At 72.8% G+C, this 26,394-nt stretch carries 26 protein-coding genes; 16 read left to right on the top strand and 10 right to left on the bottom strand.

All coding sequences use genetic code 11. From position 1 onward, the window contains the following. The first annotated feature begins 54 nt into the window (after nucleotides 1-54). The 7 genes from ACWDRB_RS42420 to ACWDRB_RS42390 are packed head-to-tail and all read left to right on the top strand — an operon-like array spanning nucleotide 55 to nucleotide 3,761. Nucleotides 55-378 carry a WXG100 family type VII secretion target gene (locus tag ACWDRB_RS42420; protein WP_192791395.1) on the top strand — a complete coding sequence of 108 codons (324 nt, stop codon included), beginning with the start codon at nucleotides 55-57 and terminating at the stop codon, nucleotides 376-378. Nucleotides 379-394: 16 nt separating this feature from the next. Continuing rightward, nucleotides 395-694 (top strand): WXG100 family type VII secretion target, encoded by a 300-nt coding sequence (locus ACWDRB_RS42415; RefSeq protein ID WP_350733964.1) that lies wholly within the window; start codon nucleotides 395-397, stop codon nucleotides 692-694. A 5-nt stretch (nucleotides 695-699) separates the two neighbouring features. Then, the gene (locus ACWDRB_RS42410) at nucleotides 700-1,035 is read left to right on the top strand and encodes a hypothetical protein (RefSeq protein ID WP_449903756.1); all 336 of its coding nucleotides are present in this window, start codon (nucleotides 700-702) and stop codon (nucleotides 1,033-1,035) included. 14 nt (nucleotides 1,036-1,049) lie between these two features. After that, a complete protein-coding gene (locus ACWDRB_RS42405; protein ID WP_449903754.1) occupies nucleotides 1,050-2,300 on the top strand; it encodes a hypothetical protein in 1,251 nt (416 codons plus the stop codon). A gap of 4 nt (nucleotides 2,301-2,304) precedes the next feature. Then, nucleotides 2,305-2,631, top strand: a complete 327-nt coding sequence (locus ACWDRB_RS42400) for a hypothetical protein (RefSeq protein WP_449903752.1) — start codon at nucleotides 2,305-2,307, stop codon at nucleotides 2,629-2,631. Nucleotides 2,632-2,634: 3 nt separating this feature from the next. After that, nucleotides 2,635-3,336, top strand: coding sequence for a hypothetical protein (locus ACWDRB_RS42395; RefSeq protein ID WP_449903749.1), 702 nt, complete (start codon nucleotides 2,635-2,637; stop codon nucleotides 3,334-3,336). Further along, nucleotides 3,333-3,761: a YbaB/EbfC family nucleoid-associated protein gene (locus ACWDRB_RS42390; RefSeq protein WP_449903745.1), complete on the top strand. Its 429-nt coding sequence runs from the start codon at nucleotides 3,333-3,335 to the stop codon at nucleotides 3,759-3,761. The genes ACWDRB_RS42395 and ACWDRB_RS42390 overlap by 4 nt, the downstream gene beginning before the upstream one ends. On the opposite strand, the gene eccCa is transcribed toward ACWDRB_RS42390, so the two are convergent. Next, nucleotides 3,758-7,753 (bottom strand): type VII secretion protein EccCa, encoded by a 3,996-nt coding sequence (gene eccCa, locus ACWDRB_RS42385; protein ID WP_449903743.1) that lies wholly within the window; start codon nucleotides 7,751-7,753, stop codon nucleotides 3,758-3,760. The genes ACWDRB_RS42390 and eccCa overlap by 4 nt on opposite strands. A 102-nt stretch (nucleotides 7,754-7,855) precedes the next feature. Between eccCa and eccD the strand changes: the two genes are divergently transcribed. Continuing rightward, entirely contained in the window at nucleotides 7,856-9,250 is a 1,395-nt protein-coding gene (gene eccD, locus ACWDRB_RS42380; RefSeq protein WP_449903741.1) for a type VII secretion integral membrane protein EccD, read from the top strand. Here eccD and ACWDRB_RS42375 read toward each other — a convergent pair. Together ACWDRB_RS42375 and ACWDRB_RS42370 are read right to left on the bottom strand one after the other, a co-directional pair. Next, nucleotides 9,247-10,086, bottom strand: a complete 840-nt coding sequence (locus tag ACWDRB_RS42375) for a hypothetical protein (protein WP_449903739.1) — start codon at nucleotides 10,084-10,086, stop codon at nucleotides 9,247-9,249. The two genes, eccD and ACWDRB_RS42375, sit on opposite strands and share 4 nt — an antisense overlap. Beyond that, nucleotides 10,083-10,400, bottom strand: a complete 318-nt coding sequence (locus ACWDRB_RS42370) for a hypothetical protein (RefSeq protein WP_350733947.1) — start codon at nucleotides 10,398-10,400, stop codon at nucleotides 10,083-10,085. Before ACWDRB_RS42370 ends, ACWDRB_RS42375 begins: the two co-directional genes overlap by 4 nt. Nucleotides 10,401-10,551: 151 nt before the next feature. Between ACWDRB_RS42370 and eccB the strand changes: the two genes are divergently transcribed. After that, the gene (gene eccB / locus ACWDRB_RS42365) at nucleotides 10,552-11,970 is read left to right on the top strand and encodes a type VII secretion protein EccB (RefSeq protein ID WP_449903735.1); all 1,419 of its coding nucleotides are present in this window, start codon (nucleotides 10,552-10,554) and stop codon (nucleotides 11,968-11,970) included. Here eccB and ACWDRB_RS42360 read toward each other — a convergent pair. From ACWDRB_RS42360 to ACWDRB_RS42350, 3 genes are read right to left on the bottom strand one after another with little or no spacing between them, the layout of a single operon-like run. Beyond that, on the bottom strand, nucleotides 11,964-13,043 hold the full coding sequence (locus ACWDRB_RS42360) for a transglycosylase SLT domain-containing protein (protein ID WP_449903733.1): 1,080 nt from the start codon (nucleotides 13,041-13,043) through the stop codon (nucleotides 11,964-11,966). The two genes, eccB and ACWDRB_RS42360, sit on opposite strands and share 7 nt — an antisense overlap. Beyond that, nucleotides 13,040-13,315: a hypothetical protein gene (locus tag ACWDRB_RS42355; protein WP_363966856.1), complete on the bottom strand. Its 276-nt coding sequence runs from the start codon at nucleotides 13,313-13,315 to the stop codon at nucleotides 13,040-13,042. Before ACWDRB_RS42355 ends, ACWDRB_RS42360 begins: the two co-directional genes overlap by 4 nt. Before the next feature lie 14 nt (nucleotides 13,316-13,329). Further along, nucleotides 13,330-14,331, bottom strand: coding sequence for an ArsR/SmtB family transcription factor (locus ACWDRB_RS42350; protein WP_363966854.1), 1,002 nt, complete (start codon nucleotides 14,329-14,331; stop codon nucleotides 13,330-13,332). A 451-nt stretch (nucleotides 14,332-14,782) separates the two neighbouring features. Here ACWDRB_RS42350 and ACWDRB_RS42345 point away from each other — a divergent pair, with 451 nt between their 5' ends. Next, complete coding sequence (locus tag ACWDRB_RS42345; protein WP_350733938.1) at nucleotides 14,783-14,971, top strand: hypothetical protein; 189 nt, start codon at nucleotides 14,783-14,785, stop codon at nucleotides 14,969-14,971. Between the two features lie 72 nt (nucleotides 14,972-15,043). On the opposite strand, the gene ACWDRB_RS42340 is transcribed toward ACWDRB_RS42345, so the two are convergent. Next, the gene (locus ACWDRB_RS42340; RefSeq protein WP_449903730.1) at nucleotides 15,044-16,468 is read right to left on the bottom strand and encodes a vanadium-dependent haloperoxidase; all 1,425 of its coding nucleotides are present in this window, start codon (nucleotides 16,466-16,468) and stop codon (nucleotides 15,044-15,046) included. Between the two features lie 332 nt (nucleotides 16,469-16,800). Between ACWDRB_RS42340 and ACWDRB_RS42335 the strand changes: the two genes are divergently transcribed. Beyond that, the gene (locus ACWDRB_RS42335) at nucleotides 16,801-19,140 is read left to right on the top strand and encodes a beta-xylosidase/alpha-l-arabinosidase (protein ID WP_449903727.1); all 2,340 of its coding nucleotides are present in this window, start codon (nucleotides 16,801-16,803) and stop codon (nucleotides 19,138-19,140) included. Here the strand turns inward: ACWDRB_RS42335 and ACWDRB_RS42330 are convergent. Continuing rightward, entirely contained in the window at nucleotides 19,137-20,126 is a 990-nt protein-coding gene (locus ACWDRB_RS42330; protein ID WP_355201178.1) for an endonuclease/exonuclease/phosphatase family protein, read from the bottom strand. The genes ACWDRB_RS42335 and ACWDRB_RS42330 overlap by 4 nt on opposite strands. Before the next feature lie 108 nt (nucleotides 20,127-20,234). Then, nucleotides 20,235-20,546, bottom strand: a complete 312-nt coding sequence (locus ACWDRB_RS42325; protein WP_449903723.1) for an SAM-dependent methyltransferase — start codon at nucleotides 20,544-20,546, stop codon at nucleotides 20,235-20,237. 88 nt (nucleotides 20,547-20,634) lie between these two features. Between ACWDRB_RS42325 and ACWDRB_RS42320 the strand changes: the two genes are divergently transcribed. Continuing rightward, entirely contained in the window at nucleotides 20,635-21,174 is a 540-nt protein-coding gene (locus ACWDRB_RS42320; protein ID WP_449903720.1) for an RNA polymerase sigma factor, read from the top strand. Further along, a complete protein-coding gene (locus ACWDRB_RS42315; RefSeq protein WP_449903717.1) occupies nucleotides 21,171-22,238 on the top strand; it encodes a CU044_5270 family protein in 1,068 nt (355 codons plus the stop codon). Before ACWDRB_RS42320 ends, ACWDRB_RS42315 begins: the two co-directional genes overlap by 4 nt. Nucleotides 22,239-22,293: 55 nt before the next feature. Here the strand turns inward: ACWDRB_RS42315 and ACWDRB_RS42310 are convergent, their stop codons facing one another. Then, on the bottom strand, nucleotides 22,294-23,046 hold the full coding sequence (locus ACWDRB_RS42310) for a PP2C family protein-serine/threonine phosphatase (protein WP_449903715.1): 753 nt from the start codon (nucleotides 23,044-23,046) through the stop codon (nucleotides 22,294-22,296). 325 nt (nucleotides 23,047-23,371) lie between these two features. Here ACWDRB_RS42310 and ACWDRB_RS42305 point away from each other — a divergent pair, with 325 nt between their 5' ends. The 3 genes from ACWDRB_RS42305 to ACWDRB_RS42295 are packed head-to-tail and all read left to right on the top strand — an operon-like array spanning nucleotide 23,372 to nucleotide 26,350. Beyond that, nucleotides 23,372-24,481 carry a hypothetical protein gene (locus ACWDRB_RS42305; RefSeq protein ID WP_449903713.1) on the top strand — a complete coding sequence of 370 codons (1,110 nt, stop codon included), beginning with the start codon at nucleotides 23,372-23,374 and terminating at the stop codon, nucleotides 24,479-24,481. Nucleotides 24,482-24,530: 49 nt separating this feature from the next. Then, complete coding sequence (locus tag ACWDRB_RS42300) at nucleotides 24,531-25,670, top strand: hypothetical protein (protein WP_449903711.1); 1,140 nt, start codon at nucleotides 24,531-24,533, stop codon at nucleotides 25,668-25,670. Next, complete coding sequence (locus ACWDRB_RS42295; RefSeq protein WP_355201169.1) at nucleotides 25,667-26,350, top strand: response regulator; 684 nt, start codon at nucleotides 25,667-25,669, stop codon at nucleotides 26,348-26,350. The genes ACWDRB_RS42300 and ACWDRB_RS42295 overlap by 4 nt, the downstream gene beginning before the upstream one ends. The last annotated feature ends 44 nt before the right edge of the window (nucleotides 26,351-26,394 follow it).

Here is a 26,394-nt window from a genome sequence, read left to right as displayed (position 1 = left end):
CCACAGTACGGAAAACCCGGTCGAATTCGGGTTCACGAGATCCGAGAGGTGCACGTGGCAGAGCCGACACGTTATCAAGAGGGCAGCCAGCACAGCGCGGCAGAACGCGCGCTCATCGCACACCAGAACATCACGCAGATTCACAACAGGCTCACCCAGATTCCCGCGACGCTCGGCGCCGCCTGGCAAGGCGAGTCCGCGAACGTCTACCGCCAGGTCCTCGACGAATGGAACCCGCAGTTCAAGAAGGTCATCGACGCGCTGCACACGATCGCGGAGAACCTCAAGAGCTCGGGCATCACGTACACCGAGGCGAACACCCAGGCCAGCGAGGTCGCCACCAGGCTCAAGGCCGCGCTCGGCGGCGGCCAGCTCTGACGAACGGAGAATCACCATGACGGGTGGCGGAGACATCATCCTCGCCAATTTCGACGAGATGGACGAGATCGCGTCGGAACTGGGCCGGGCCTACGCCAATCTGGTCGGCGAACTGGCCGACCTCGAAGACGACCTCAAGGTCCTGGAGACCTGGGACGGCTCCGCCAAGGAGGTCTACCGGACGGCCAAGGAGCAGTGGAACAACGCGGTCGTGGCCATGGGTGACACCATGCAGCGCTTCGGCCCCGCCCTGCACGACGCCACGGAGATCATGCGCGACGCGGAGGCCATGAACATCCGCCGCTGGGGCACCTGAGGCCGGTGGATCAGCCTCTCATCGACCCGGCCACCGCGGGCGGCACGGCGATGTGCAAGCCGGAGGCCCTCATCGACGTGGCGGGCAAGCTCGGCAACAGCCTGCTGCCCCGGTTGCGCGCGGCTGTGTACCAGGTGCCGGACCTGTCGCCGGCCGCCCCGGGGAGCTGGGACATCGCCCAGGGGTACGGCGAGACCGTGCGCAGGGCCCGGGTGGCGACGGGCGATTCGCTGCAGTTCGTCATGGAGCAGGTCCAGCGGATCGTCGACGACCTGGCCGCCACCGCGAACACCGTGCGGGACGCCGACCAGCGGGCCGCGGGCGCGGTGCCGCGTACGTGATGTGAGGGGACCCGTTGCCGCAACCACAACCGATCAAGCACGGCTGCCTGCAGGGCGGGAACGTCAACGCGTACGGCGGGCGCGAGGAGATCCGGCGGCTGGTGATGGGGACCGGGCCGGAGGAGTTCGCGCCGGTCGTGGACGCGTACAAGAAGACGTCCCAGCTGCTCACCGACACGATCGCGGCGCTGGGTGACAGCGCGGCGCGGCTGGTGGCCGACGGGAACTGGGGCGGGGAGTCCGCCAGGGCCATGCTCACGCGCATGAACCGGCTCCAGGCGTACCTGCAGTCGCTGCGCAACGGTGTGGACGGCGTCCCGCCCGGGCTGGAGACGGTGGGCGGCGAGCTGGCCTCGGCCAAGGAGCGCTTCGACAAGGCCACGGAACAGCAGGAGTACTGGGTGGAGGCGAGCGGCATGGGCGCCGGGTCGATGGAGCCGCTCAACGATCCGGACGCGGACGCGCGGGCCTTCATGCAGCAGCTCAACGGCGTCTACCAGCGGGCGTACACGGCCATGCCGGACGCCCTGGCGTGGGACCCGGAGCTGGCCTCGCCGGCCCCCTACCTGCCGCCGCCGGTCGGCCCCGCCTCGGTGCCGGCGCGGAGCGGCGACCTGCCGTTCGAGAGCACGGTGCCGGTGCGGTCCCGCACCGATCTGGCCGGCACGCCCGGCCAGCCACTGACTCCCGCGGGCCCGCTACCCGGTCAAGCTGCGGTACCGGGTGCGCCCGCGGGGGCGTCACCGCCCACCTCCCTGGCGAACTGGCCGGGCGTGCCGCCCGCCGTGGGAGGCGGGCAACCCGCCCCGGCCGGGACAGTGCCGCCCGCCGGGCTGCTGCCACCGCCCGGCACGGCCCCCACCCCGGCCGGACGCGATCCCCGCACGACAGGGACCATTCCGGCCGAGGCCACGAGGCCACCGGTCAACCCGGTCAACCCGGGCCGCCCGGGGACGAATCGACCGGCGGACCCGTACCAGGGCCGCCCTGCCGATCCGGGCACGAGTGCCGCTCAGGAGCCGGGGCCGTCCGGGCCGTCCGTGCGGCCGGGCAGCGTGCCGGTCGTGGACGGCTCATGGCCCCCGGCCAGGTCGCCCGTGGCAGGGGCCGAGCCCGGCGCGACGGCCTCCGGCGGCATGCCGTTCCTGCCCATGGGCGGGCCCGCGGACGGCGGGCAGAACGCCCGCAGGTCGACCGCGGCGAAGGACGCCGACGACGACTTCTTCCGCCCCGAGGTCGTGCACGGCCCGCCGGTGGTGGGGTGAGGCCATGTCCGGCGACTTCGTGGCGACGCAGGTCGACTCCATCCGCGAGATGGGCCGGAACATGGCCGCCGCCCCCATGCGGGACCTGGAACGGATGTCCTCGGCCATCGGGCACGTCGATCTCTCCTCCGGCGCCTACGGCGCGTTCGGCCTGCTCGGCGGCTCGCTGGGGCAGGCGTTCGACGACGTCAAGCGGGCCGCGCTGACGTATCTGACGGCCAAGCGGGCCGAGGTGTCCGGCATCCACGACAAGGCATACGGCACGGCCAACACCTACGTGGACGGCGACGGCACCGCCGGCCGGACGGCCGCCGACATCACCAGGACGTGAAAAATGATCGAACAACCGTGGTCCGTCATCGAGGGCTCGGCGATGGCCGTGAGAGGCTCCCTGCTCCTCGGCTGGGGCCGCGCCCGTTACGCCACCCTGGTCCTGCCCCTCACGTACGGTGACACCGCCCAGCAGCGGGCGGCGGCCGAGGCGTGGGAGGCGCTGGCCGGGGCCCTGCGGGCGCACCCGAAGACCGTGGACGGCTCCGTCAGGAACGTCGAGTGGACCGCCCCCAGCGCCGAGCTCTACAAGGGCACCGTGCAGCGGTACTCCGACGACGCCGCCGACAAGTCCGCCTCGCCCAAGGCCTCCGCCGACACCCTGCGCCTCACGGCCGGCGTGTACGACGTCGTCGGCAAGGCCGTCTTCCTCACCGGCGCGAGCATCCTCACCGCCGGGGTGATGCGCAAGGTCGCCCAGATGAACGCGTTCACGAGGGTCGCCTCGGAGGTGGCCGCCACCGGCTTCGGCCGCCGGGCGGACCACCAGGCCGGCGCGATCGCCGCCAGGGCGCGGGCGTTCGCGGAGGGCGGCAAGGGCGTGCTGGGCAAGGTGGCGCAGAAGCTGGTGCAGATGTCACCCGCCAAGCAGGCGCTCGTGGGCGGCGCCGCGGCCGTCACGGCCGGGATGATCGGACAGTCGGCGGTCGCCGACCAGTTCAGCGGTACGAAACTCGAGGCTCCGACTCCGGGGGTGAAGGCATGACGACGTTCGACGAGAGTGCCATGGATCGGCTGATCGCCGAGGCCCAGCGGCCCGCGGGCGGGCTGGACGACCTCTACGATCAGGTTCTCGCCGTCAAGGGGTCCGCGCAGGACCCGGACAAGCTGGTACGGGTCGAGTGCTCGGCGCAGGGCGTCACCGGGCTGGACATCGACCCGAGGGCCATGCGCTGGGGCTCGCAGCGCCTCGCCGAGACGATCCTGGTGCTGATCGCCGACGCCCTGGCCGACATGCAGGCCAAATCGACCGAGCTCCTCGGGGACGTCCTGGGGGAGGGCCCGCTGGACCTGGCCGCCGAGAACAACCCTGCCGACCTGCGCATGCGGGAAGCACGGGAGGCGTACGAGCAGGCCATGGACCAGGCGGTGGCCGAGCTGGGCCGCATCGAGCGCGACCTGGACCGTTAAAGGCCAGGGTCGAGGTAGGCGGTCTGCACGAGCTTCTCGCCCGACCGCCGGTCCACGTAGAGCCCGCGCCCCGGCGGGAGCTGGCGCGGGCGCACGTTCCCGAACAGCTGGCCCTCGTCCCGAGGGCCCGACAGCATCACGGCGGGCGAGTTCATCTCCTTCAGCCGCCGCACGATCGGGTCCAGCATGCTCCGCCCGGCCCCGCCCATGGCGCGTGCCAGGACCAGGTGCAGCCCGATGTCCCTGGCCTGCGGCAGCAGCTCGCCGAGCACGGACAGCGGGTTGGCCGAGGTCGCCACGAGGTCGTAGTCGTCCACGATGACGTACAGGTCCTGGCCGGTCCACCAGCTCCGCGTCCGCAGCTGCTCCGAGGTGAGGTTCGGCGGCGGCAGGCGCGTCTGCATCACCTCCTGGACGCCCTTGAGCAACTCCGCGGCGGCGGCGCTGGAGGCCGCGTACCCGATGCGGTGCTCGGTGTCGGTCGCGTCCAGCAGCGAGCGCCGGTAGTCGATGACGATGAACCGCGCCTCCAGCGGCGTCTTCCCGGCCGCGATACCCCGGGCGAGCACCCGCAGCAGGTTGGTCTTGCCGCTCTCCGTGTCGCCGAACACCACGAAGTGCGGGTCGGCGTCGAAGTCCAGCAGGACGGGCGCCAGCGCGGCCTCGTCGATCCCGATCGGGACGCGCGTGCCGCCCTGCGGGGGAGCGGGCAGGGTGTGCGCGGGCAGCAGGGCGGGCAGCAGCCGTACGGGAGGCGCCGGATGCCCGCGCCAGGCCGCCGCGGCGGCCTCGACCAGGGCGGCGACCCCGTCGGCGAGGTCGTCCACGGTGGAGCGGCCGTCGATGCGCGGCAGTGCGGCCAGGAAGTGCAGGGCCTCGCGGGTGAGCCCGCGCCCGGGGGCCCGCTCGGGCACGTTCGAGGCCGCCTTGCGGTCGATCTCGGAGTCGAAGGAGTCGCCGAGCCGCAGCTCCAGCCGGGTGCCGAGCAGGTCGCGCACCCCGGCCCTGAACTCCATCCACCGGTTCGCGGTGCCGATCACGTGGATGCCGAACCCCAGGCCCCGGGTCACCAGGTCGCCGAGGTCGGGTTCGAGCAGCTCGTACTCCTGGCGCAGGATCGCCCAGCCGTCCACCACGATGAACACGTCGCCCCAGCCGTCACCCTCGAAGGCGCCCGAGGCGACCATCCTCCGGTAGGTGGCCATGGAGTCGATCCCGCGCTCGACGAACAGCCGTTCACGCCGGTCGAGCAGCGTCTTGACCTCGGCGACCGTCCTGCGTACCGCGTCGGCGTCCAGCCGGTTGGCCACCCCGCCGACGTGCGGCAGCCCGGTCAGCGAGGACAGCGTGCCCCCGCCGAAGTCCAGGCAGTAGAACTGCACCTCCTTGGGGGTGTGCGTGACCGCGAGCGAGGCGATCAGCGTGCGCAGCAGCGTGCTCTTGCCGGTCTGCGGCGCGCCGACGATCGCGACGTTGCCCGCCGCCCCCGACAGGTCCAGCCAGTACGGGTCCCGCCGCTGGTCGAACGGGCTGTCCACGATCCCCGCCACGGCGTGCAGCCGCCCCGGCCGGTCCTGGGCGGTGCCCGCGGCCGTCAGCCCGTGCTCCGGCGAGACCTCGACGGGCGGCAGCAGCTGGTCGAGCGAGGCGGCCTCCTTGAGCGGCGGCAGCCAGATCCGGTGCGCCGCGGGCCCCTGCCCGGCCAGCCGGCCCACCACGATCTCCAGCAGGCTGTCCTTCTTGCCCTGCTTTCCGGGCTCTGCCACCACCGGCGGGGCCTGCTCGACGGGCGGCATCGGCACCCGCTCGGGGCCGTACCAGACGATCTTCCCGCGGTGCCCGGCGCGCGCCGTCACCGCCGGTCCCTGCGCCGAGGCGAGCTGGTACGGCCCCGACACGTACGCCGCCTTGAACCGCGTCATGCCCGTGGTCTCGAACATCAGGTAGGCGTTGCCCGGCTCCGGCGGCAGCGAGTACGCGTCCGCCACCCCCAGCACGGCCCGGCTCTCGGCCGCCGAGAACGTCCGCAGGCCGATCCGGTACGACAGGTGCGTGTCGAGCCCGCGCAGCCGCCCCGACTCCAGCCGCTGCGAGGCCAGCAGCAGGTGCACGCCCAGCGACCGGCCGAGCCGCCCGATCATCACGAACAGCTCGATGAACTCCGGCTTGGCCGACAGCAGCTCGCTGAACTCGTCCAGCACGATGAACAGCGTCGGCATCGGCCGCAGGTTCGCACCCTGCTCGCGGGCCTGCTCGTAGTCCCGCAGCGAGGCGTGGTTGCCGGCCGCCCGCAGCAGCTCCTGGCGGCGTACCAGCTCGCCGTGGAGCGCGTCGTGCATGCGGTCCACCAGCGGCAGCTCGTCCTCCAGGTTCGTGATGACCGCCGAGACGTGCGGCAGCGTGTCCAGCCCGAGGAAGGTGGCGCCGCCCTTGAAGTCGACGAGCACGAAGTTCAGGGTCTCGGAGGAGTGCGTGATCGCCAGCGAGAGCACGAGCGTGCGCAGCAGCTCCGACTTCCCGGAGCCGGTCGCGCCGACCACGAGCCCGTGCGGTCCCATGCCGCCCTGGGCGGCCTCCTTGATGTCCAGCTCGACGGGCCGCCCGTCGGCGCCCAGGCCGATCGGGACGCGCAGCCGGTTCCTGACCGGGCGGGGCTGCCACGTCTGGGCGGGCGCGAGCCGCCGCGCGTCGCCGATCCGCAGCAGCTCGGTGAGCGTCGTGTTCGTGGCGAAGACGTCCCGCACCTCCTCCGCGCCCGCCCCCGAGCCGGTCCGCATCGGCGCGAGCTGCCTGACCAGGGCGGCGAACGCGGGCGGGTCGAGCCGGTCCGGCCGCCCCAGACCCGACCGGACCTCCTTGCCGAGCTCGTCCTCGGCGACCCGGACCACCTCGTCCGCGCCGACCTCCAGCCGCAGCGTGAGCTGCGCGGGCACCTGCGCGGTGCTGCCGCCGACGTCGATCACGGTCACGCCTTCGATGACGTCCAGGCCGAGCTGGCTGCCCGCGGGCACGGTGCCGCCGTCCATGACGACCACGTGGTACGGCAGCGCGTCCGGCGAGAGCCCCTTGCTGAAGCGCGGCCGGTCCTTCAGCTCGAACCCCAGCAGGTCGTCCAGCTCGCCCAGATCCCCCGAGACCAGCCGCACGGGGCCGGCCCCGTCCTCCTCGGTGGGGTGCAGGGCGTGCGGCAGCCACTTGACCGGCTCCCACTCGCGGGCCCGTTCGGCGCCCGCGCAGACCGAGATCCGCAGGTCCTCCGGCGAGTGCAGCGCCGCCGCCTGGGCCAGCAGGGCCCGTACGAGCCCGCGCGCCGCCGCCGGGTCGCCCGTGATCACGATCCTGGCGAACGAGTGCAACGCCAGCGCCACCGGCAGCCCGGGCACGGTGGCGTGCGTGCGCACGAACCGCCGCAGCGCTCCCGCCGTCACCGGGTCGAGGTCCTCGATCGGCTTGGTCTCCGGCGGGATCAGCGGCAGCGCCAGCCGCTGCGCCGAGGTGGCGATCCTGATCTGGGCGAAGTCGTCGTCGCGGGGCCGCCGCTCCCACAGCCGGGTTGTCATCACCAGCGACCACAGGGCGGCCGGGTCCGGATGGCTCCAGGTCATGACCTTGTGCTGCTGCGCGGCGGCGGCCCGGACCCGCTTCCTGACCTGCTCCAGGTAGCGGTAGTAGTCGCGGCGCTGGCCGTTGAGCTGGCTCTTGCGCTCGCCCGCGCCGCGCATCATCTGCCCCACGGTCATGCCGATCATCGAGACCGCGAACAGGCCGCTGGAGACCAGCATGATCGGGTTGTTCGTGGACCCGCCGGTGAACATCAGCGCCATCGCGCCCGCGCCCGCCAGCATCGGCAGGTACGTCAGAAGCTGGGTCAGCCCGCCGCCCGTCACCGTCTCGGGGACCTCGGGCGGGGACTCCAGCAGGACCTCGCCGCCGGGAGGTTCGGGTGGCCGGCGCCGCTCGGGCCTGCGGACCACGATCAGGCTGCCGCTCACGACGCCATACAAGTCGCTGACGTAGCGAAACAGGCGATATTTCAAATTTCCTGTACGTATTAAGCCCGTCGCGTTCGGTGTCCGATCCATACACTCGTCCGGGTGAGCGCCACCGGAACCGACCTGTGCCGGGTCACCGTCGTGACCCCGCGTGGATTCCTGGACCTGGGCCTGCCGCCGGACATCCCGCTCGGCAACCTGCTGCCTACCCTGCTGCGCGTCGCCGGCGAAGGGCTCGCGGAGGCGGGCCTGGCCCACGGCGGCTGGGTGCTCCAACGCCTGGGCGGCCCGCCGTTCGACGTGAACGCGACGCTGTCGGAGCTGGCCGTGCACGACGGCGAGATGCTGCACCTGCGGCCGCGCGGCCACGAGCTGCCGGAGGTCGTCTTCGACGACGTCGCCGACGCGGTGGCGACCGGCGTGCTGGAGCGCACCGGCCGCTGGCAGCCCGCCACGACCAGGGCCTACGGGTTGCGCGCCGCCGCCACCCTGCTCGGCGCGGGCGCCGCCGCACTTCTGGCGACCGGCCCGCCCTGGCTGCCCACGGCCCTCGTCGCGGGAGCCGTCGCGCTGGTCCTGCTGCTGGTGGCCGTGGCGCTGTCGCGGGCCCTCGGCGACGCGCGGGCGGGCGCGGTGATCGGGTACGCGGCCCTGCCGTACGGGTTCGTCGCGGGCCTGACCGGACCGGCCTCGGCGGCCGTCGTCCAGCCGGACACCCTGCTGTCGGCCTGCGGCGTGGTGCTGATGCTGGCCACGGCGACCGGGTTCGCGGTCGCCCAGGGGCTGCCCACGTTCCTCGGCGTGGCCGCCGCCGCGCTGTCCGGGCTGCTGGCGTCCGGGCTGGTCATGGCCTTCGACCTGCCCGCGGCCGGGGTGGTGGCGGTGCTCGCGGCCCTCGCGGTGGGGCTGACCACGGCGATCCCCTCGCTGTCGTTCCGGCTGGCGGGCATGCCGCTGCCCGCGCTGCCGACGACGGCGGAGGAGCTGCGCCGCGAGAGCGGCGACCTGGACGGCGAGCTGGTGATCGACAAGACCGTGGTGGCCGACCGCTTCTGCACGGGGCTGGTCGCCGGCGTGGCGGTGATCGTGCTCGCCGCCCAGGTGCTGCTGACGGTGGCGGGCACCTGGGCCGCGTTCGCGATGAGCGCCGTGCTGTCGCTGTCGCTGCTCATGCGGGCCCGCGTGTTCGAGGGCCGCGGCCAGCGGGCCTGGCTGCTGACCGCGGCCCTGCTGGGGGTGGCCCTGCCCGCCGCGGCCGCGGTGGTCACGGCGGTGGTCACGGCGGCCGACGGGGTGGTGCTCTACGGGATCGTCCCCGGGCTGGTCGTGCTCGCCCTGGCCGTGGTGGGGACGGCGCTGTGGCTGACGTCCGCGCGGCCGTCCCCCTTCTGGGGCCGGGTGGGCGACATCTTCGACATCCTGCTGATGATCGCCCTGATCCCGCTGGCGCTGGCCGTGATGGACCTGTACGAGACCATCCGCGGGCTGGTGAGCTAGCTACGGCTCTTGACCACGTCCTCGAGGCTCATGTCGCCGCCCGGCGCCTTGACCGTCCACGGGAAGGACCCCGTGCCGGGCGGGAGCGGCTGCCCCTGCGGAGGGGCGGCGAACGTCCCCGCCTTCGCGGGGTCGACGGCCCCCGTGCCGAAGTCGATCGCCGCGGCGCCGGTCGGGCGCATGAAGGCGAGCTGCACGGCCGCCGTCCCGCCGACGCCCGCCGCGACGCCGCCCAGCACGTCCTTGAGCCCGAGCGAGCCGAGGAAGCGCTTCAGCGCGCCGGTCGAGGCGGTCAGCGACGCGCTCGCCTGGACCCCCGTCCTGCGCATGGCGATCCTTGCGGCCAGCCTGGTCTGCGGCGCCAGCGCGAGGACCTGCAGCGCGGCCAGCCGCAGGTACGTCTCCTGCGCGATCTTGGCCGCAGCGCCCCAATAGACCATGAATCCGTCACCGATGCTGTCCACGTGCCCGGCCACCCACTGCACGTTGGTGCGGAAGGCGTCGAGCTCGGCCCGCAGCCGGTTGGCCGCGCTCGCGAACTCCTTCTGGTCCCCGGCGACCCAGTTCTGCCCCGAGTTGTTGATCACCATGGTCATCGAGTTGTTCGCGCCCTTGTCGAGCCGCCCGCCCGCGCCCGCCTGGAGGTTGGCGGCCGCCTCCCAGATGCCGGGCACGTTCGCGACCGCGGGAACGGTGGCCAGCATGCCGACCACGACCGACGGCTCCATCCTGGCCGCCTTGCGCAGGATGCCCTGCACGGCCTCGGGGTCGGGCGGGTTCTTCGACAGGCGCAGGGGAGAGCCGTCCCGGGCGCGCCCGGCCACCCTGGGCCTCACGGCTTCTTCACCCGCTGGACGATCAGGTCCTCGGCGGTGCGCCAGTTGCGCTCGGCGAAGGCCAGGTCCTCGCCCTCCCACTTCCGCATCACCGCGAGCGCGGTCTCGGTGTCGCGGACGAACGAGTCGATCAGCGACCGGTACAGTGCCCCGACCGTCCACTCGCCCAGCGGCCCCCAGCCGGGGAAGCCGACCGCCCGGTTCTGCTCGAAGATCTGGCGCACCTCGTCGAAAACCGGCAGGAGGTCGTCCCTGATGCCCCGCCGGACCTCGCCGATCGCGTCGGGGGTGATATAACGCGTATCCGGATTCACGATCATCAGCCTGTAACGTGCCGGGCGCGCGGGACAGGTACGTCATTCACTGGTCATTGATCATTCTCAATTACGAAACCATGCAGCTTCTCCCTATTTATCCCGATAAATTGGGTTAAGTAGGGGAGTCATGTGATCCAAGGGGCGGGAGTTGCACAGCCAGCGCGACCTTTATCAGGCGTACCGCCTCACCGTTCAGCGCATCGGCCTGGCGCTCCTGCGCGCCCAGCCGAACCAGCCCGAATGGCCGCTCCGCCGGCAGAACATCGGCTTCCTCGCCGGCATCATGGTCGCGGTCCTGCTCTGCGTCGGCTTCGCGGTCTTCGGCCTGCTGCGCCCGGGCGGCACGAAGGCGCTGGAGGAGCCCGGCACGCTGATCATCGAGCGCGAGACCGGCGCCAGGTTCGTCTACAGCCAGGAGCAGCGCCGGCTCATCCCCGTCGCCAACTACGCCTCCGCCCGCCTCGTGCTCGCCTCCCAGGACGTCAAGGAGCGCGTCGTCGCGCGGGAGGCGCTGGCCAAGTACGAGCGCGGCGCCCTCATCGGCATCCCCGAGGCCCCCGACTCGCTTCCCGGCCCCGCGAACCTGGCCCGCGGCCCCTGGGCGGCCTGCGTCCAGGAGCGCGCCGAACCGACCGGGCGCAAGCCGTACGTGACGCTGGTCGCCGGGCGCGACCTCGGCGGCACGCCGCTCGCGGAGGGGAACGCGCTGCTGGTCGACGTGGGCGGCCAGCGGTGGGCGATCTGGCGGGGCGCCCGCATGCGCGTCCCCACCGGCATCGCCCGCGGGCTCAGCTCGGCCGTCCCCGCCGCCGTGCCCGTGGCCTGGCTGAACGCGCTGCCCGAAGGGCCCGACCTGGCCGCGCCGGACGTCCGCGGGCGCGGCCGGCCGGTGGCGGGGCCCGGGGGCAGGACGGCGGCCGTGGGGCAGGTCTTCCGCGCGGGCGGCGTGGCCGGCGGCGAGGACCGCTGGTACGTGCTGCTGGACGACGGACTGGCCCCCATCACGCAGACCCAGGCCACGCTGCTGCTGAGCGACCCCGACAGCAGGGCGGCCTACGGCGGCGGGGCGGTCAGGGAGATCGCCGTCGACGCGGCCTCCGCCAACGCCGCCCCCCACTCGCGGACCGCCGTCCCCGCCGACGGCCTGCCCGCGGTCATGCCGCGCATGACCGCCTACGACCCGGCCGGTGCCATCTGCGTCGTCTACGCCGACACGGGCACCGGATCCACCCGCGTCCGGCTCACCACCGGCGCCAAGCTGCCCGAGCCGCGCGGCGACGCCACCGACCTGGTACGCCTGCCGCCGGGCAGGGCGGTGCTGGCCGGCGTCCTGCCCGGCGACGGGCAGCTGAACGCGGTCCAGTCCTACTACCTGGTCACCGCCGAGGGCCGCCGCTACGCCGTGCCCGGCACCGACGTGCTGGCCAAGCTCGGCTACGCCCCAGGCCAGGCCACCCCGGTGCCCGCCAACGTGCTCCAGCTCATCCCCGAAGGGCCGGTGCTCGACCCGGCCAGGGCCGCCAAGCCCGTGCTCGAAGGGAGGGGGCAGCAGGCCGCGGGTCAGTAGCCGCGGTAGCCGCCGCCGGTCTTCATCCCGACCACGCCGGGCACGTTCGAGACCGAGCCGTAGCGCTCGATGGCGTACCGGACGCCCGCGATGATGTTGTCCACCGGGTTGTAGACGTTGTCGTGTCCCGGCAGCTTCCACCGCTGGAAGGTGGGGTCGATCGTCTGCATCAGCCCCTTGGACGGCGTGCCTCTGGCCGCGTTGGAGTCCCAGGTGTTGATGCTGTTCGGATTGCCGCCGGACTCGTGCCGGATGATCGTGTAGATGTCGTTGACGTTCATCTTCTCGACCGGGTAGCCGTTGGCCTTGAGGATCTCGATGGCCTGGCTGATCCAGCCGGCGATCTCCCCTGGAGGGGCGGGTCCGCCGCCGGGCGGGGGCGGGCCGCTGGTGCCGTACCCGCCGAACCCGGCGCCCGACGAGCCCGTGGTCGCGGCCAGCGCGGTCGTGCCCGGGCCCTGCTGCGCGGGCGACCAGCCGAGCGGTTTGCCCGCGCGGGGGGCGAAGGGTTGCGCGTCCGGCTCGCCCAGCTCGGCGGCGACGTCCGGGATCGTGCCGAGCGCCTTCTGGATCTTTCCCGCCGTGTCGGACAGGACCGTGCCGGTGTCGGCGACGAGCTGCTGCAGCGTGCCGCGGGCCTGGTCGAGCGCGGGTTTCAGGCTCTGGGTGACCTGCTCCTCGGTGGGCCGCGGCTCGCGGCCCCGCACCTCCTGCGCGGCGGCGGCGTAGGCGTGGCAGGTCTCCAGCGCCCGCGACTCCGCCGAGCGCAGGGTGCTCGCGGCGGCGTCGAGGTGGCCCGCGCACTCCTGCAGCGCCTGCCGCAGCCCGTCGCCGCAGCGCACCACCTGGCCCATGTAGCCGGCGAACGCGTCCGCGCTGCCGCCCTGCCACGCGCCGCCCACGCCGGCGGTCGCGGTGCGGATCGCCTCGGTGTGCCGCTGACCGGTGCCGGCGGCGGTGCGCCAGGCGTTCGCCGACGCGGCGATCCCGCCCGGGTCGCCGATCACCTTGGCGGCCAGCTCGGCCAGCTCCGCGCCGCCCGGCGCGGCTCTGACCTCGTCGAGCGGGCTCATGCTCGAACCGCGCCGCCATCGGCCTCGATGACCGTGCTCCGGACGGCGTCGAGCGTGCGCTCGACCGCCTCCAGCCGGCCGCCCAGGGTCCTCGCCGCCAGCTCGGAGACCCGTGCCAGGTCGGCCGCCGCCGTGGCCATGGCCGCGGATCCGGACACGTTCCCGAACGCCGCCGCGCCCGGCGCCTGGCCCTTGATCCCCGAGAACGCGCCGGACGCCGCACCGGCGGCCTCGGCGCACGTGGCCAGCGCGTCGCGCTGGAACTTGAGCATTCCGCTCCTTCCCGTCAACGCCGGAACAGCTCCAGCAGTTCGTCCGCCCGATGGGTGCGGGCGATCCACACCTCGCGCCCGCGGCGCTCGCGCGTGATCAGCCGCCCGGCCCGCAGCCGGTCGCAGTGGTACGTGAGGCCGCTGGGCGCGATCTTCATGTCCGTGGCCAGCATCGACATGGTCATGGGCTGGTCGAGCGCGCACAGCAGGTCCGCGCGGACCGGCCCCACGAGCGCCGACAGCTCGTCCACCGCCGGCGCGAGGGGCTTGCGCCACAACGAGTCCGCCCCGCGCACGGGGTAGGCGATCCACACCGCCTCCGGGCTGTCCATGCTGAGGATCAGGGCGTCCTTGCCGGCCAGCATCGGCACCAGGACGATCTTGCGGTCGCCCAGCTCGAACGTGCCGGGTTCGAGGTCCGGGACGAGCAGGCCGTGCTCGCCGTACACGAGGCGGTCGCTGAGCGCGCCGAGCAGCAGCTCCGGGCCGCCGCGCACGGTGGCGACGCCGACCCGTTCGATCTCCCTGTCCAGCAGCGGGCGGCCGCGCTTCCACAGGGGCTCGGTGGTGTTCCAGACGTCGGCTAAGGCGCCGGCGTAGCCGAGCAGCCAGCGGGCCGGCCGCTCGGCCGCCGCCCGCCAGTGCGGGGGCAGCGGCCCCGGGCCGAACGCCTGCTCGAGGTCCCTGATCAGGTGGTCAGGGGGCGTGTCGTGCAGGGCGCTGATCTGGGCCTGCATGGAGACGTCCTGGCCGATGGGCGTGTGCGGCACCAGGATGTCCGGCGCGACGGAGTGGCCGGGTGCGGCCAGCGGGCGTACGGCCTCGTGGCCCAGCGGGCCGACGCGCGAGCTGATCGCCCGCCGCCAGAGCTCGGGCAGGCCGCGGCGGCGGCCGGCGAGGGCGTCGGCGATCATGGCGAGGACGGTCAGGTTGGGCGAGACGGAGATATAGAGCTGAGGAGTGGAGCTCACGCGCAGCTCGCTCCACACCTTGGTGCGTGTTACTTGGGCCCCCACAGGTAGGACTGTAGACAGGGGAGACATCTCCGGAGGAATGCTTCGAGAATGCTCGAAACGTCCGTAAGCGGGATGATCAACTTCTACGTGATGCGAACGCTCCGGCTTTCCGGGACGCGCGTCCGCCGCTCTGGGGTCACGTTCATGATGTGTCCTCTTTGTGGTGCTGTGCTGTGATTTATCGAGAACTTACGCCCCTCCACTAACTTCTCACTTAAAAGGCTCTAACAGACACTTGTCCATCACTGGCCACTGGTGCGCCCTGAGGGTCGGCAATCTTGCGTCCCGGGTCAAGAGATCGCCTCCTGTGAGTGGGTTTTTCCAACCTCCCTCGTCCCCGGCCCAGTGGCCGGGTCACCCCTCGGGGTGCAAGGCTTCCCGCATCCGCCCCGGTCCTCCTGCGAACGGGTGGCCGGGGTGGAATCCCCGCAGGGCATTGGAAGGAGTGCGTATGAGTCAAGTCGCCGGCCGCGTCGAGGCCAAGCGGATCAACGACCACGTGGAGCTCATTCACGTCGACAACCCGGACGCGGTGTTGGAAGTACCGCGCCGCGACTGGGAGTCGTTCACCACGGCGGTCAAGGCGGGCTCGTTCGACCTCGAGACGCTCAACCGGTTGGCCCAGGAGAACGTGGCCTGACGCCCCGCCGCACGAAGAGGCGCCCGCTCTCAGCGCAGTGGAGCGGGCGCCTCCGTGGTCATGGGGCGGGCGTCAGCCGCGGCCGGTCCAGTACGCCTTGGCGCGGTCCCAGGCCGCCGTGCCGACCGCGCGGCCGAGGGCGCGGCCCTGCAGGTCACCCAGGCGGAAGTGGATGCCGCCGTACCGGCGCGAGATCCCGGCCTCGTCGGCCGCGGCGGTGAACGTGGGCCAGCGCAACGTCACGTCCTGCGCCGGCGTCACCCCGGGCTCCACCAGCGACGAGCCCTTCGCCACCACGGCCTGCCCGCCGAACGCGTCACCGCCGGTGAAGCGCTTGAGCACCTCGGCCGCCGCCCCGCTGAACGTGCTGTGCCCCGAGACGTACTCGGCGAACGGCGGCGTCGGGAACGTCGGCACCTGGAACGGCACCCACGTGGCCCCGTCGATCGTCCGGCCGCCCCACGTCGGGATCTGCTGCCCCTTGTACAGGAACCGGATCGCGGTGATCGGGCGGCCCGAGTCGTGGTCGCGCTTGACCTCCCACGAGGCGATCCCGGCGTCCATGACCGAGTTGGCCAGCGCGAAGAACAGCTTCACGTCCTGGTCGAGACCGTAGTGGTCGCGCGCCGAGATCTGCTGCGCGAACAGGCTCCAGTGGCCGGGCGGCGTCTCGCTGCTGGGGCCGTCGGCCCAGTATTCGGCGATCGACTTCTGCCGGTCGGTCAGCGCGGCCGTGATGGACACGATCTCGGCGGCCTGCGTGCGGAAGCCGGACGAGCCGTAGGCGTACGGCGGGGGCACGGCGTCGGCGAGGCCGCGGGCGGTGCCGCTGAAGGAGGCCACCTGGCCCCAGTGCGGCGCGAGGAACGGCGGCGTGACCGTCGCCCCGGCCCGGTTGACGAACGTCAGCGGCGCCCACCGGCCGGGATCGTTGAGCGAGGTCAGCGGGTCGGCCACCACCACGGGGGCGTTGACGGGCGCGTAGCCGGTGGTGTCGGCGTAGCCGCCGAGCTGGTTGGAGCCGTCGGTGTGGCGGTAGTCGAGCACCGCCTGGCAGGCGGTGACGCCGGTCTGCGCCGGGACGCTCGACGTGTCGGCCGGGTCGTAGCCCAGGTCGGTCATCAGCGCGTCGAACGTGGCCCGCTGCGCCGGATAGAGGTCGACCGCCGCCAGGTGGGCGGCGAAGCTGACGGCCTTGGCCTTGTTCGCATCGGTGCGCTCCGCCGCGGGCCGCCGCAGCGAGCCGCCCAGCCGGGTGCCGACGGCGACCGCGTCGTAGGCGGCCCACGCGTCGTAGGCGCAGGTGTGCACGATCGCCAGCGCCCTGGCCACGAGCGGCGGCCCCAGCGTGCCGGTGCGCACCGCGGTGAGCAGCGTCTGGTTCCACCGGACGACCACGTCGGGACCCGTGGCCTGAGCGGGTAAGGCGGGCAGGACGAGCGCGGCGGCGCTCACCAGCGCGAGCGCGGCCACGCGTAAGGATCTCAGAACGGGCAAGGCATTCCCCTCGCTGTCGGCGGCCCCGGGGGTGTCCCGGGGCATGACGACAATTCCACGCTCGAACACATTTTCGGGCTAGCCTTCCGGTGACAGTCGCCTGCCGTTGCGGTGACCCCCGCTCGATCTTTTCCAGGCGCGTCCTGGGGTGCTGACCTGGCCAGTGTGCCTGCGCGGCAGCGTGGTCGGATTCCTCGCAATTTTCCTTGATAACGCCGCAGTCCGAAAGTTTCGGCGACCCATCGAAATATTCTTGACGGCTTTTGCGGTGGGCACCTAGAGTCCGAATTCAATGATCGGAATGAGCTTTCGAAGGTTTCAGAAGGAAGGCCATGACATCAGTGAACGCGCCGGGTCTGGCACCCTGGCGGGACAGCGCGCGGACGGTCGGCGAACGGGTCGAGTCCCTCCTCGCGGAGATGACGCTGGAGGAGAAGGTCGCGCAGCTCGGCTCCGTCTGGCTGCAGAACGGGCCCGAGCACGGCAACGTGGCGCCCATGCAGGACCGCTTCGACAAGGCCGAAGGGCTGGACGAGCAGCTGGCCCACGGGCTCGGGCACCTCACCCGCGTGTACGGCACCGCCCCGCTGTCCGCCGCCGAGGGCGCGGCCCGGCTGCGCAAGCTCCAGGAGCTCGTGGTCACGTCGAACCGGCTCGGCATCCCGGCCATCGCCCACGAGGAGTGCCTGACCGGGTTCGCGACGTTCGGGGCGACCGCGTACCCGACCCCGCTGGCCTGGGCGGCCACGTTCGACCCGGAGCTCGTCGAGCGCATGGCCGCGGCCATCGGCGGCGACCTGCGGGCCGCGGGCGTGCACCAGGGCCTGTCGCCGGTGCTCGACGTCGTACGCGACTACCGCTGGGGGCGGGTGGAGGAGTCCCTGGGCGAGGACCCGTGCCTGGTGGGCCGGATCGGGACGGCCTACGTGCGGGGCCTCGAAGGCGCCGGGATCATCGCCACCCTGAAGCACTTCGCCGGGTACGGGGCCTCGCGTGCGGCCCGCAACCACGCCCCCGTCAGCATCGGGCCGCGCGAGCTCGCCGACGTGATCCTCCCGCCGTTCGAGGTCGCGCTGCACGAGGGCGGCGCGCGTTCGGTGATGTGCTCCTACACCGACCTCGACGGCGTGCCGGTCGGGGCGAGTGCCGACCTGCTGCGGCGGCTGCTGCGGGATGAGCTGGGGTTCGACGGGACCGTGGTGTCCGACTACTGGTCCGTCCCGTTCCTCGCCTCCACGCACCGGGTGGCCGAGGACGACGCCGCGGCCGGGGAGGTGGCGCTGCGGGCGGGCGTCGACGTGGAGCTGCCCGAGACGGTGTCGTACGGCGCGCACCTGGTCGCGAAGGTCCGCGCGGGTCACGTCGAGGAGGCGCTGGTCGACGAGTCGGTACGCCGGGTCCTGCGCCAGAAGATCGAGCTCGGCCTGCTGGACGGCGGCCCGCTCGTCCCCGACGGCGCGGACGACGTCGATCTGGACAGCCCGCGCAACCGCGGGATAGCCGCCGAGATCGCGGAACGTTCCATCGTGCTCCTGAGCAACCCCGACGGCCTGCTGCCGATCGGCCCCGGCACGACCGCCCGGCTCGCCGTCATCGGGCCGTGCGCCGACGACCCGCGCACCCTCATGGGCTGCTACGCCTTCCCCAACCACGTGCTCGACCGCTACCCGGAGCACGGCATGGGCCTGCCCATCCCGTCCATCAGGGAGAGCCTCGCGCTGGAGTTCCCCTACGCCGAGGTGCGCCACTGCCTCGGCGCCGAGGTGTCGGGCGACGACGCGTCGGGGATCCCCGGGGCCGCCGAGGTCGCGGCCGAGGCGGATCTCGCGCTCGTGTTCGTCGGCGACCGGGCGGGGCTGTTCGGCGGGGGCACGTCGGGCGAGGGCTGCGACGTGGCCGACCTGCGGCTGCCGGGACTCCAGCCCGACCTGGTCGAAGCGGTCCTCGCGACCGGCACGCCGACCGTGCTCGTCGTGGTCTCGGGCCGGCCGTACGCGCTCGGCGCCTACAAGGATCGGGTGGCCGCGCTGGTCCAGGCGTTCTTCCCCGGTGTGGAGGGTGCGGCCGCGGTGGCGGGCGTGCTGAGCGGGCGGGTCAACCCGTCGGGGCGGCTGCCGGTGCAGATCCCCGGCACGCCGCCGATCAGCCCGTCCACCTACCTCCAGCCGCCCCTGGGGAGGAGGGCGGAGGGCATCACGGTGCTGGACCCCACTCCGGCGTACGCCTTCGGGCACGGCCTGTCGTACTCGGCCGTCGAGTACGTGGCCATGACGACGGACACGGCCGAGTGCCCCACCGACGGCTCGGTCGAGGCCCTGGTGAAGGTGCGCAACACCGGCGCCAGGCCGGCGGAGGAGGTCGTGCAGCTCTACGCCTCCGACCCGGTCGCGCAGGTCGCCAGGCCCGTCGTGCAGCTCATCGGGTTCGCCAGGGTGGCGCTGGAGCCGGGGGAGGAGCGGGCGGTGGCGTTCGGGGTGCCCGCGGACGCGTTCTCGTACACCGGTCCCGACCTGCGGCGCATCGTCGAGCCTGGGACGATCGTGCTGTCCGCCGGGCCCTCCGCCGAGGACCTGCCGCTGCGGGCCGCCGTCCGGCTCACCGGCGAGACCGTCGTGCTCGGCTCGAAGCGGCGGCTCACCACCCACGAGACGCCGGCCCGCCGAGCCGGTTAGGGCAGGCGCAGCTCGGCGAAGACGCCGCGGTGGTCGGTCCTGGGCACGTCCACGATCTCGACCCGGTTCACGGCCACCCGCCGGTCGGCCAGGACGTGGTCGATGGAGATGACGGGCGGCACGGCCCGGCCGTTCGGCCAGGTCGGGATCAGGCCCTTGCCCACCTGGTCGGCCGCGTCCACGTAACCGCGGTCGAGCAGGTCGCGGAAGGCGCGGTGGTCGAGGCTGGCGTTGAAGTCGCCGGCCAGCACCCGGATCGCCGACGGCGAGGCCGGGGGGAGCGCGCGCAGGGAGGCCTTCCACTCCGCCTCCATGCGCCCGAGCGGCGGATTGGGGTGGATGGCCACGAACTCGACCTTGCCGCCGCCGGGCAGCGCCACGGTGGCGGCGGGCATGTTGTGGCCGATCGGGGTGAACAGGCCGGTCAGCTCCGTCACCGGATGCTTGGAGAAGATGCCGCTGCCGGTGGCGCCGAAGTCCGCCTGCAGCACCCGGTACGGCAGGAGCTGCTTCAGCCCGGCCGCGTCCAGGCGCTCGACCTCGGCCGGGGTGAGCTCCAGGGCGCTGAACACCTCGACGTCGAACCTGCGTACCAGGTCGACGACGGTCTGCGCGTCACCGCGGCCGAACAGGTTGACCGACAGCACCCGCAGCGGCGCGCCCTTGGCGGGCGGCTGCTCGGCACTGAAGGCCCGCGGCGTCACGACCGACACCAGCACCGCGCAGACGAGAGCCGCGGCGAGCGCGGCCGGGCGGTTGCGCCTGAGCAGGGACAGGATCGCGGTCAGCGCCGCCAGGCCGGCCCCGATGGGGGTCACGGTCATGAGCTGGGTCACGAACGAGCCGCCCTCCATGCCGGCGACCCTGATGACGGCCCACAGGGCCAGCAACGCGACGACCGTCCACGCGAGCCACCGCCTGCGCCGCTTCCCGGGAGCAGGGGAGCCGCCCTCCTTGGCCCGCCCGGTCTCCACCGTTGTGCTCACACTCCGCCGTCCTGTCCGCGCGTCCTTCCGCTGCTTGAACCTTAAACCGCCTTGCGGCGGCTCGCGCCGGGTCCACAGCTCGCTCTCAGGGTTCGGCGTCGGCGGAGGTCAGCGCTTGTGGCCCACCCCGGCGTACATCCAGGTCGCCGGGTCGGCGAAGAGCGGCGTGTGGTGCCACTCCGAGACCGCCACGAGCCCCGGCTCCACCAGGTCGAACCCGTCGAAGTAGCGGGTGATCCGCTCGCCCGTCCTGGGCGTCCGGCGCCTGCGCCTGCGCGACCTCGTGGGTGTTGCCCTGGGTCGGGATGCCCGTGCCGACGTCCGGCGGTCGGCCTCGAAGTTGTCCTTGCCGCCCAGCCAGTAGTCATAGACGCGGGCCGAATGCGGGACATCGGGGTTGATGCCGTGCAGTACGGTCACGCTCACGAGCTTAAGCCGGGGATGTAAGAAATCCTTCCTTCGGACCACATACGCCATGAAAGACGTGTTCCCGACCGAAGGAACGGGCTTGCCCAACCGACATGAGCGCTTCACCGTGCTCTACAACACCTACCAAACGCGGGTGTACGGCTATGCGGCCGGCCGAGCCGGGCACCAACTCGCGGAGGAAGTGGTCAGCGAGACCTTCCTGGTCGCCTGGCGGCGTCTCGACGACATCCCCGACCAGGCACAGCTGCAATGGCTCTTCCGCGTCGCCCGCAACATCCTGCGCGACAACTTCCGGCAGGCCGCCCGCCGTGAATCCCTGGAGGCCGAGCTGCGCACGTGGATCACGGAGGCCGTCGCCGACGTGGGCGAACACGCCACCGAGCGGCTCACCGTGCTCCGCGCGCTGGCCACCCTGTCCGACGACGACAAGGAGATCCTGACCCTGACCACCTGGCACGGCCTGTCCACCGCCGAAGCGGCCCAGGTGCTGGGCTGCACCAGAGCCGCCTTCTTCGTCCGGCTGCATCGGGCGCGCCGCCGGCTGCAGTCGGCGATCGACGCCGCGGACACCGCCGCATCCCGAAAGCCCGTGACCGTTCCAGGGAGGGGACCCCGATGAGCCGTAAGCCCGACGCGATGCGCCTGCTCACCATGGCGCGACCGGCCTCGCTGGACCGCGGATCGAGCGTGTCCGCCGACGACCTGCTGGTCATGGCGGCCGCCGAGGCGCCGGCAGAGCCCGGCCGCAGGCGGCCGCGCCTCTTGACCGCCTTCCGGCTCGCCTCCGTCGCGACGGCCGTCGCGGTCGCGGCCGTCGTCCTGGTCCGGAGCGAGGGCGCTACGCCTTCCCTGGAGCCCGCCCGTACGGTGCTGCTCGCCGCCGCGGATCGCATCGAGAACGCGAACCCGGCGACCGGTCGGTACTGGCACACCATCGGTCAGAGCATGGCTGTCGGGGCGGGGGGAGAGGCGCCCGCCGGCATGGAGCCTCGATTGGTCAACTACCGGGTCACGTGCACCCACGAGGTCTGGATGGCGAAGTCGGGTCGGGATCCCAGCTGGCTCGTGGTCACCGCCCAGTCAGGGAAGCCGCTCACCGAGGCCGACGAGGAGACCTGGCGGCGGCAGGGAGCGTACCGGCTCGGCGGTTGCGAAGGGCCCGGCGTTCCCGGCGTGGGAGGTGTGGTGCCGGCGCCGCCGTTCGCCGTACGGCTCGACGACGAGCTCGCTCCTGAAGTCTCCTATCCCCAGGTGGGATCCACCCACGTCACCACGAAGGAGGTCATGAACCTGCCGACCGACGTGGCGAAGCTCCGGCAGGTGCTCCAGGGGTGGACCCGGAGAAGTGGTCAGCGGGCCGACGACGAGTCCCTGTACACGCAGGCCACCAGCCTGCTCTCGCAACTTCCGACGACTCCCCGGCTGCGCGCCGCGCTCTACCGCGTGCTGGCGGACGTGCCGCGAATGCGGAACACCGGGGCGACCACCGACCCGATCGGACGCGCCGGGACGGGCATCGAGCTGTCGGGCAGCGGCCGGCGGATCGTCATCGACGAGACCTCGGGCCGGCTGCTGGCCGCGGAGGAACGGGACACACGTGCACTGACCTCGTGGACCGCCCTGACCGCCTCCGGCTGGACGGACGCGAGACCGGAGCTTCCCACCAGCGTCATCGGCTCATGAGGCGGCCCTACCACGAAATCGGCACGCCACCTGGATCCCGGGCCGCGCGGGCGTCTCAGGCGGTGGCGTAGTCGGCGATGATCACCGTGGCGTCGTCCTTGGGGTCGGCCGCGGCCATCTCGTCGTACAGCCGGTCCAGGCACGCGCTCGGCGACATCCCCCCGGTGACCAGCTCCTTCATGCGCGCCGCCCCCAGCGCCCTGATCGCGCCGCTCGTGACGACCACGACGCGGTCGCCAGGACGGAGCGGAACGGCGCCGACCTCGGGGTTGAGCTCCGAGGGTAAGCCGATCCCGCGTAACGGCGGGCCGTCGCCGAAGGAGTGCGACGTGGTGAGCTGCTGCGGTCGCCCGCCCTTCGGGCAGTGCCAGATCGCGCCGTCGCCGACGTGCGCGAAGCGCAGGCGCGGGCTCTCGCCCGGTTCGAGGACGATCACGTCCAGGCTGGTGACCATGGCGGACCCCGCGCCGCCGCGCAGGGACGCGGTCCGCACGGCGCGATGCGCCGCCTGTGCGCACTCGTCCAGGTTCTCCTGGTACTTCGGCCTGGCGCCGACCACGGCACCCAGGGCCAGGGCCGCGGCCGTGTGGGCCGCCCCGCCGCCGGCCGCGCCGCGGGCCGCCGCGACCAGCCGCTCCTGGATGACGTACGCGTCCGACGGCCGCCCGCGTGAGCCCTCGTACGTGCCCCCCACCGCCACCAGGCGCGGCCGGGCCACCGGCATGCCGGGCGGCCAGTTCCCCCGGCGGCCGCGGGCCGTCATCACCGACAGGCAGCCGACCAGGATCGAGATCACCAGCAAGGTCATGAGGTCCCCTCTCGTCGCATCGTCGCGACCCGCAGCCCAGTACACGCGCTGCCGAGCGGACGCGACTGACGGCTGATCGGCCGTCGTAGCGAATGACGGCCGATCAGCCGTCGTGCCGCGGGACGCGCGGGGAGCGAGGGTGCGGGGAGGCGGTCAACACCGCGAGCAGAGCCGGCACGAGGGAAATGACGATGCGATCCATGTCTCCACCCGGCGCCACACAGACGCTCTTACGTTATTGTGAAGCCCGTCTTGTGCTGTCATCGCGAGCGGGCGGCTCATGTCTCTCCCCGGTTCCACGAGATACGACTCCGCGACCAGGCACATGGAGCGGACCATCGCGCGCACCGGTGCGGGGGCACGGGGTGTGGTGGGGTTCGTGGCGATCGTCGCCGCGACCCTCGGCGCCGTTCCACCGGTGTCCGTCGCCTGGCTGGCGCCCGCGCTCGCGGTCGACCTGGTGTGGACAGGGCTGTTCCTGTGGGTGGCCTGGCGCGGCCGGCGGCTTCCGGCCTGGCTGGTGGCCGGTGACGCGGTCATCACCGTCGCACTCTGCCTCGCGCAGGGCCATCTCGTCGGCGGGGCCGCGCTCGAGGGCGGGTCGAGCTGGATCGCGGGGCTGGTGACGATGACCATCGTCGTATCGGGGGTCACGTGGCGGCCGTGGGTGGCCGTGTCCGTCGGGCTCGTCGTGGCGGGGGCGTACCTGGCCGGGATGCGGCTGGCGGCCCCGTATCAGGAGGTGGCCGGGACGCTGGGGATCCACCTCGTGCAGATCCTCTGCATCGCGCTGCTGATGACGCTGTTGCGCCGCTCCGCCGCCTCGGCGGACGCGTTCCTGCGGGAGAGCGCGCGCGCCGAGATCGCGCTCATCGTCGAGCGGCTGCGCCGCGAGGACGAGCTGCGCCAGGTCGGCAGCGTCCACGAGACGTCGCTGCACACGCTGACGATGGTCGGGCTGGGCACGTACGACAGGCTCTCGCCCACCCTGCGCCGGCAGGCGGTGGCCGACCTGGCGGCGCTGGAGAAGCTGCGTGACCGGCCGAGCGCCGAGTCCGCGCCCATCGCCCTGGACGCCCTGCTCGACGAGGTGGCCGGGCGGGTGACGGGGCTGGACGTCCGCAGGCGGCTGACGCCGGAGACGGTGCCGGGGGAGGTCGCGGAGCGGTTCGCCCGCGCGGTCACCGAGGCGCTGGCCAACGTGGCGCTGCACGCCGGGGTGCGCGAGGCCGAGCTGGTCTCCATCCGGTCCGACGGCGAGATCAGGGTGGAGGTCGCGGACGCGGGAGGCGGCTTCGACATGGAACGGGTGCCGTCCGACCGGTTCGGCGTGCGCGGGTCGATCCTCGACACGATGCGCTCGCTCCCGAACGCGGGCGCCGACATCCGGTCCGGCGACCAGGGCACCCGGGTGAGCCTGTGGTGGCGGCCATGACCGGCGGCATCTGCGGCCCGGGGGGCGGCTCGCGGCGTTGGGGGCGGCCATGACCGATGACATCGAAGAGGTGGCGCAGCGGTACGCCCGCTACACCGCGATCGGCGCGGTCGTGATCACCGCGGTCTGGCACACCGGCTATGACCTCACCGTCACCGTCTCGGGCTGGCCCACCTTCCGCTGGCCGTGGCTGGTGGCCGTGGCCTGGATCGCCTACACGGCGGTCGTCGTGATCGCGGCGCGATCGCTGGTCACGGCGTTCGAGGGGCCGGCCAGGGCCCGCGCGCTGGCCGCCGTCGTGCTGGCCGCGGACATCGCGGTGATCGTGTCCTGCCGCCCCGAGGACCTGCTCGGCCCCAGCGACTGGGGATGGGGCTCGGTGGGCTGGGTCGGCGTCCTGCTCCTGTGGAACCGGCCGGCCTGGCGGCGCGAGCTGATCGCGTTCCTCGCGCTCAACGCCGGGATCATGCTGACGGCGATGATCGTGACGGGGACCGACGACCGGGTCTCCATCGCCAAATACCTCATGGTCATGGTGGGGAGCATCACGCTCCAGCTCGGCTACGCGGCGGGCTGCCACACGCTGCGCGTCCGCGCCGAGGACGCCGCGCTGCTGGCCCGCCGGCTGGCCGCCGACGACGCCTGGCGGGAGTCCGCCCAGCGCATCCACGCCGACCGGATCCGCCGTTACGCCGCGATCCGTGACGTGGCGGAGACGCTGCTCGAACAGCTCGCCGACGGGGCCGACCCGGGGGATCCCCGCGTACGCGAGGACTGCACTGCCGGGGCCATGCGGCTGCGGCGGCTCATCACGGAGCGGGAGGACGTACCGGACGAGCTGGTTTCGGTGCTGCGCGAGCGCATCGACGCGGCCGAGCGGCGCCAGGTCCTGGTGACGGCGCCGCCGTTCGGGGAACGCATGCCCGCGCTGCCGGACGGCGTACGGGAGGATCTGCTCAGAGCACCCGTACGGGCGCTGGACGGGGCGAGATCGCGGGCCAGGGTCACGGTGTCCGCGATGTCCACAATGGTGAGCGTGGCCGTCGTGGCCGACAACGACGACCTGCCCGTCAGCGCCACCCCGGTACGGGAGCCGAGCGGGGTCGTCGTCACCTATCAGCGGCAGGGAGGGGAGGTATGGGTCAACAGCATCTGGGAGGGCCCGCCGGCGGAGCGGCGGGACGCGTGACGGTCGCCCTGGTGGAGGACCATCAGGTGGTGGTGGACGGCGTGAGGTCGTGGTTCGGGCCGCCGAGCCCGGTTGAGCTGGTCGCGCAGGGGCCGACCATCGAATCCGTACGGGGCGTGCAGGCCGACGTGCTCCTGCTGGATCTCAACCTCAACGGCACCATGGTCGTGGACCGGGTCGCCGAGCTGTGCGCGGGCGGCCAGCGGGTCATCGTCTTCTCCGAGCACGAGGAGCCGGAGACGGTGCGCGCGGTGCTGGACGCGGGGGCGTCGGCGTTCATCGGCAAGGGCCGGGCCACCCGGGAGTCCTGCCTGGAGACCATCCTGGAGGTGGCGGCCGACCGGCCGTCCGTCACGCCGCCCATGGCCCAGGCGATCGCCACGGACGAGGGCCCGCACCGGCCGCAGCTGTCCGACAAGGAGCGGGCGGCGCTGCTTTTCTGGTTCCAGTCGATGTCGAAGGCGTCGGTGGCGGCCAGGATGGGCATCAAGGAGCGCACCGTGCGCCAGTACATCGACCGCGCCAGGGTCAAGTACGCCGCCGCCGGCCGCCCCGCGCCGACCAAGGAGAAACTCCTCATCTGCGCCATCCAGGACGGGCTGGTCCAGCCGGACGAGGTGACCGTCTACACCTCACTGGCCGCCCGGGCGACGCCGTCCGACGAGTTCCGCCCTGGGTGAAGACGTTATGCCGTGGGCGATGCGGGGCTGCCCGGGGCGATCCG

It is taken from the genome of Nonomuraea sp. NPDC003707 (genome assembly GCF_053587055.1).
Note: the sequence above shows the minus strand (reverse complement) of the source record. Positions and strands in the feature narration are given on the sequence as shown.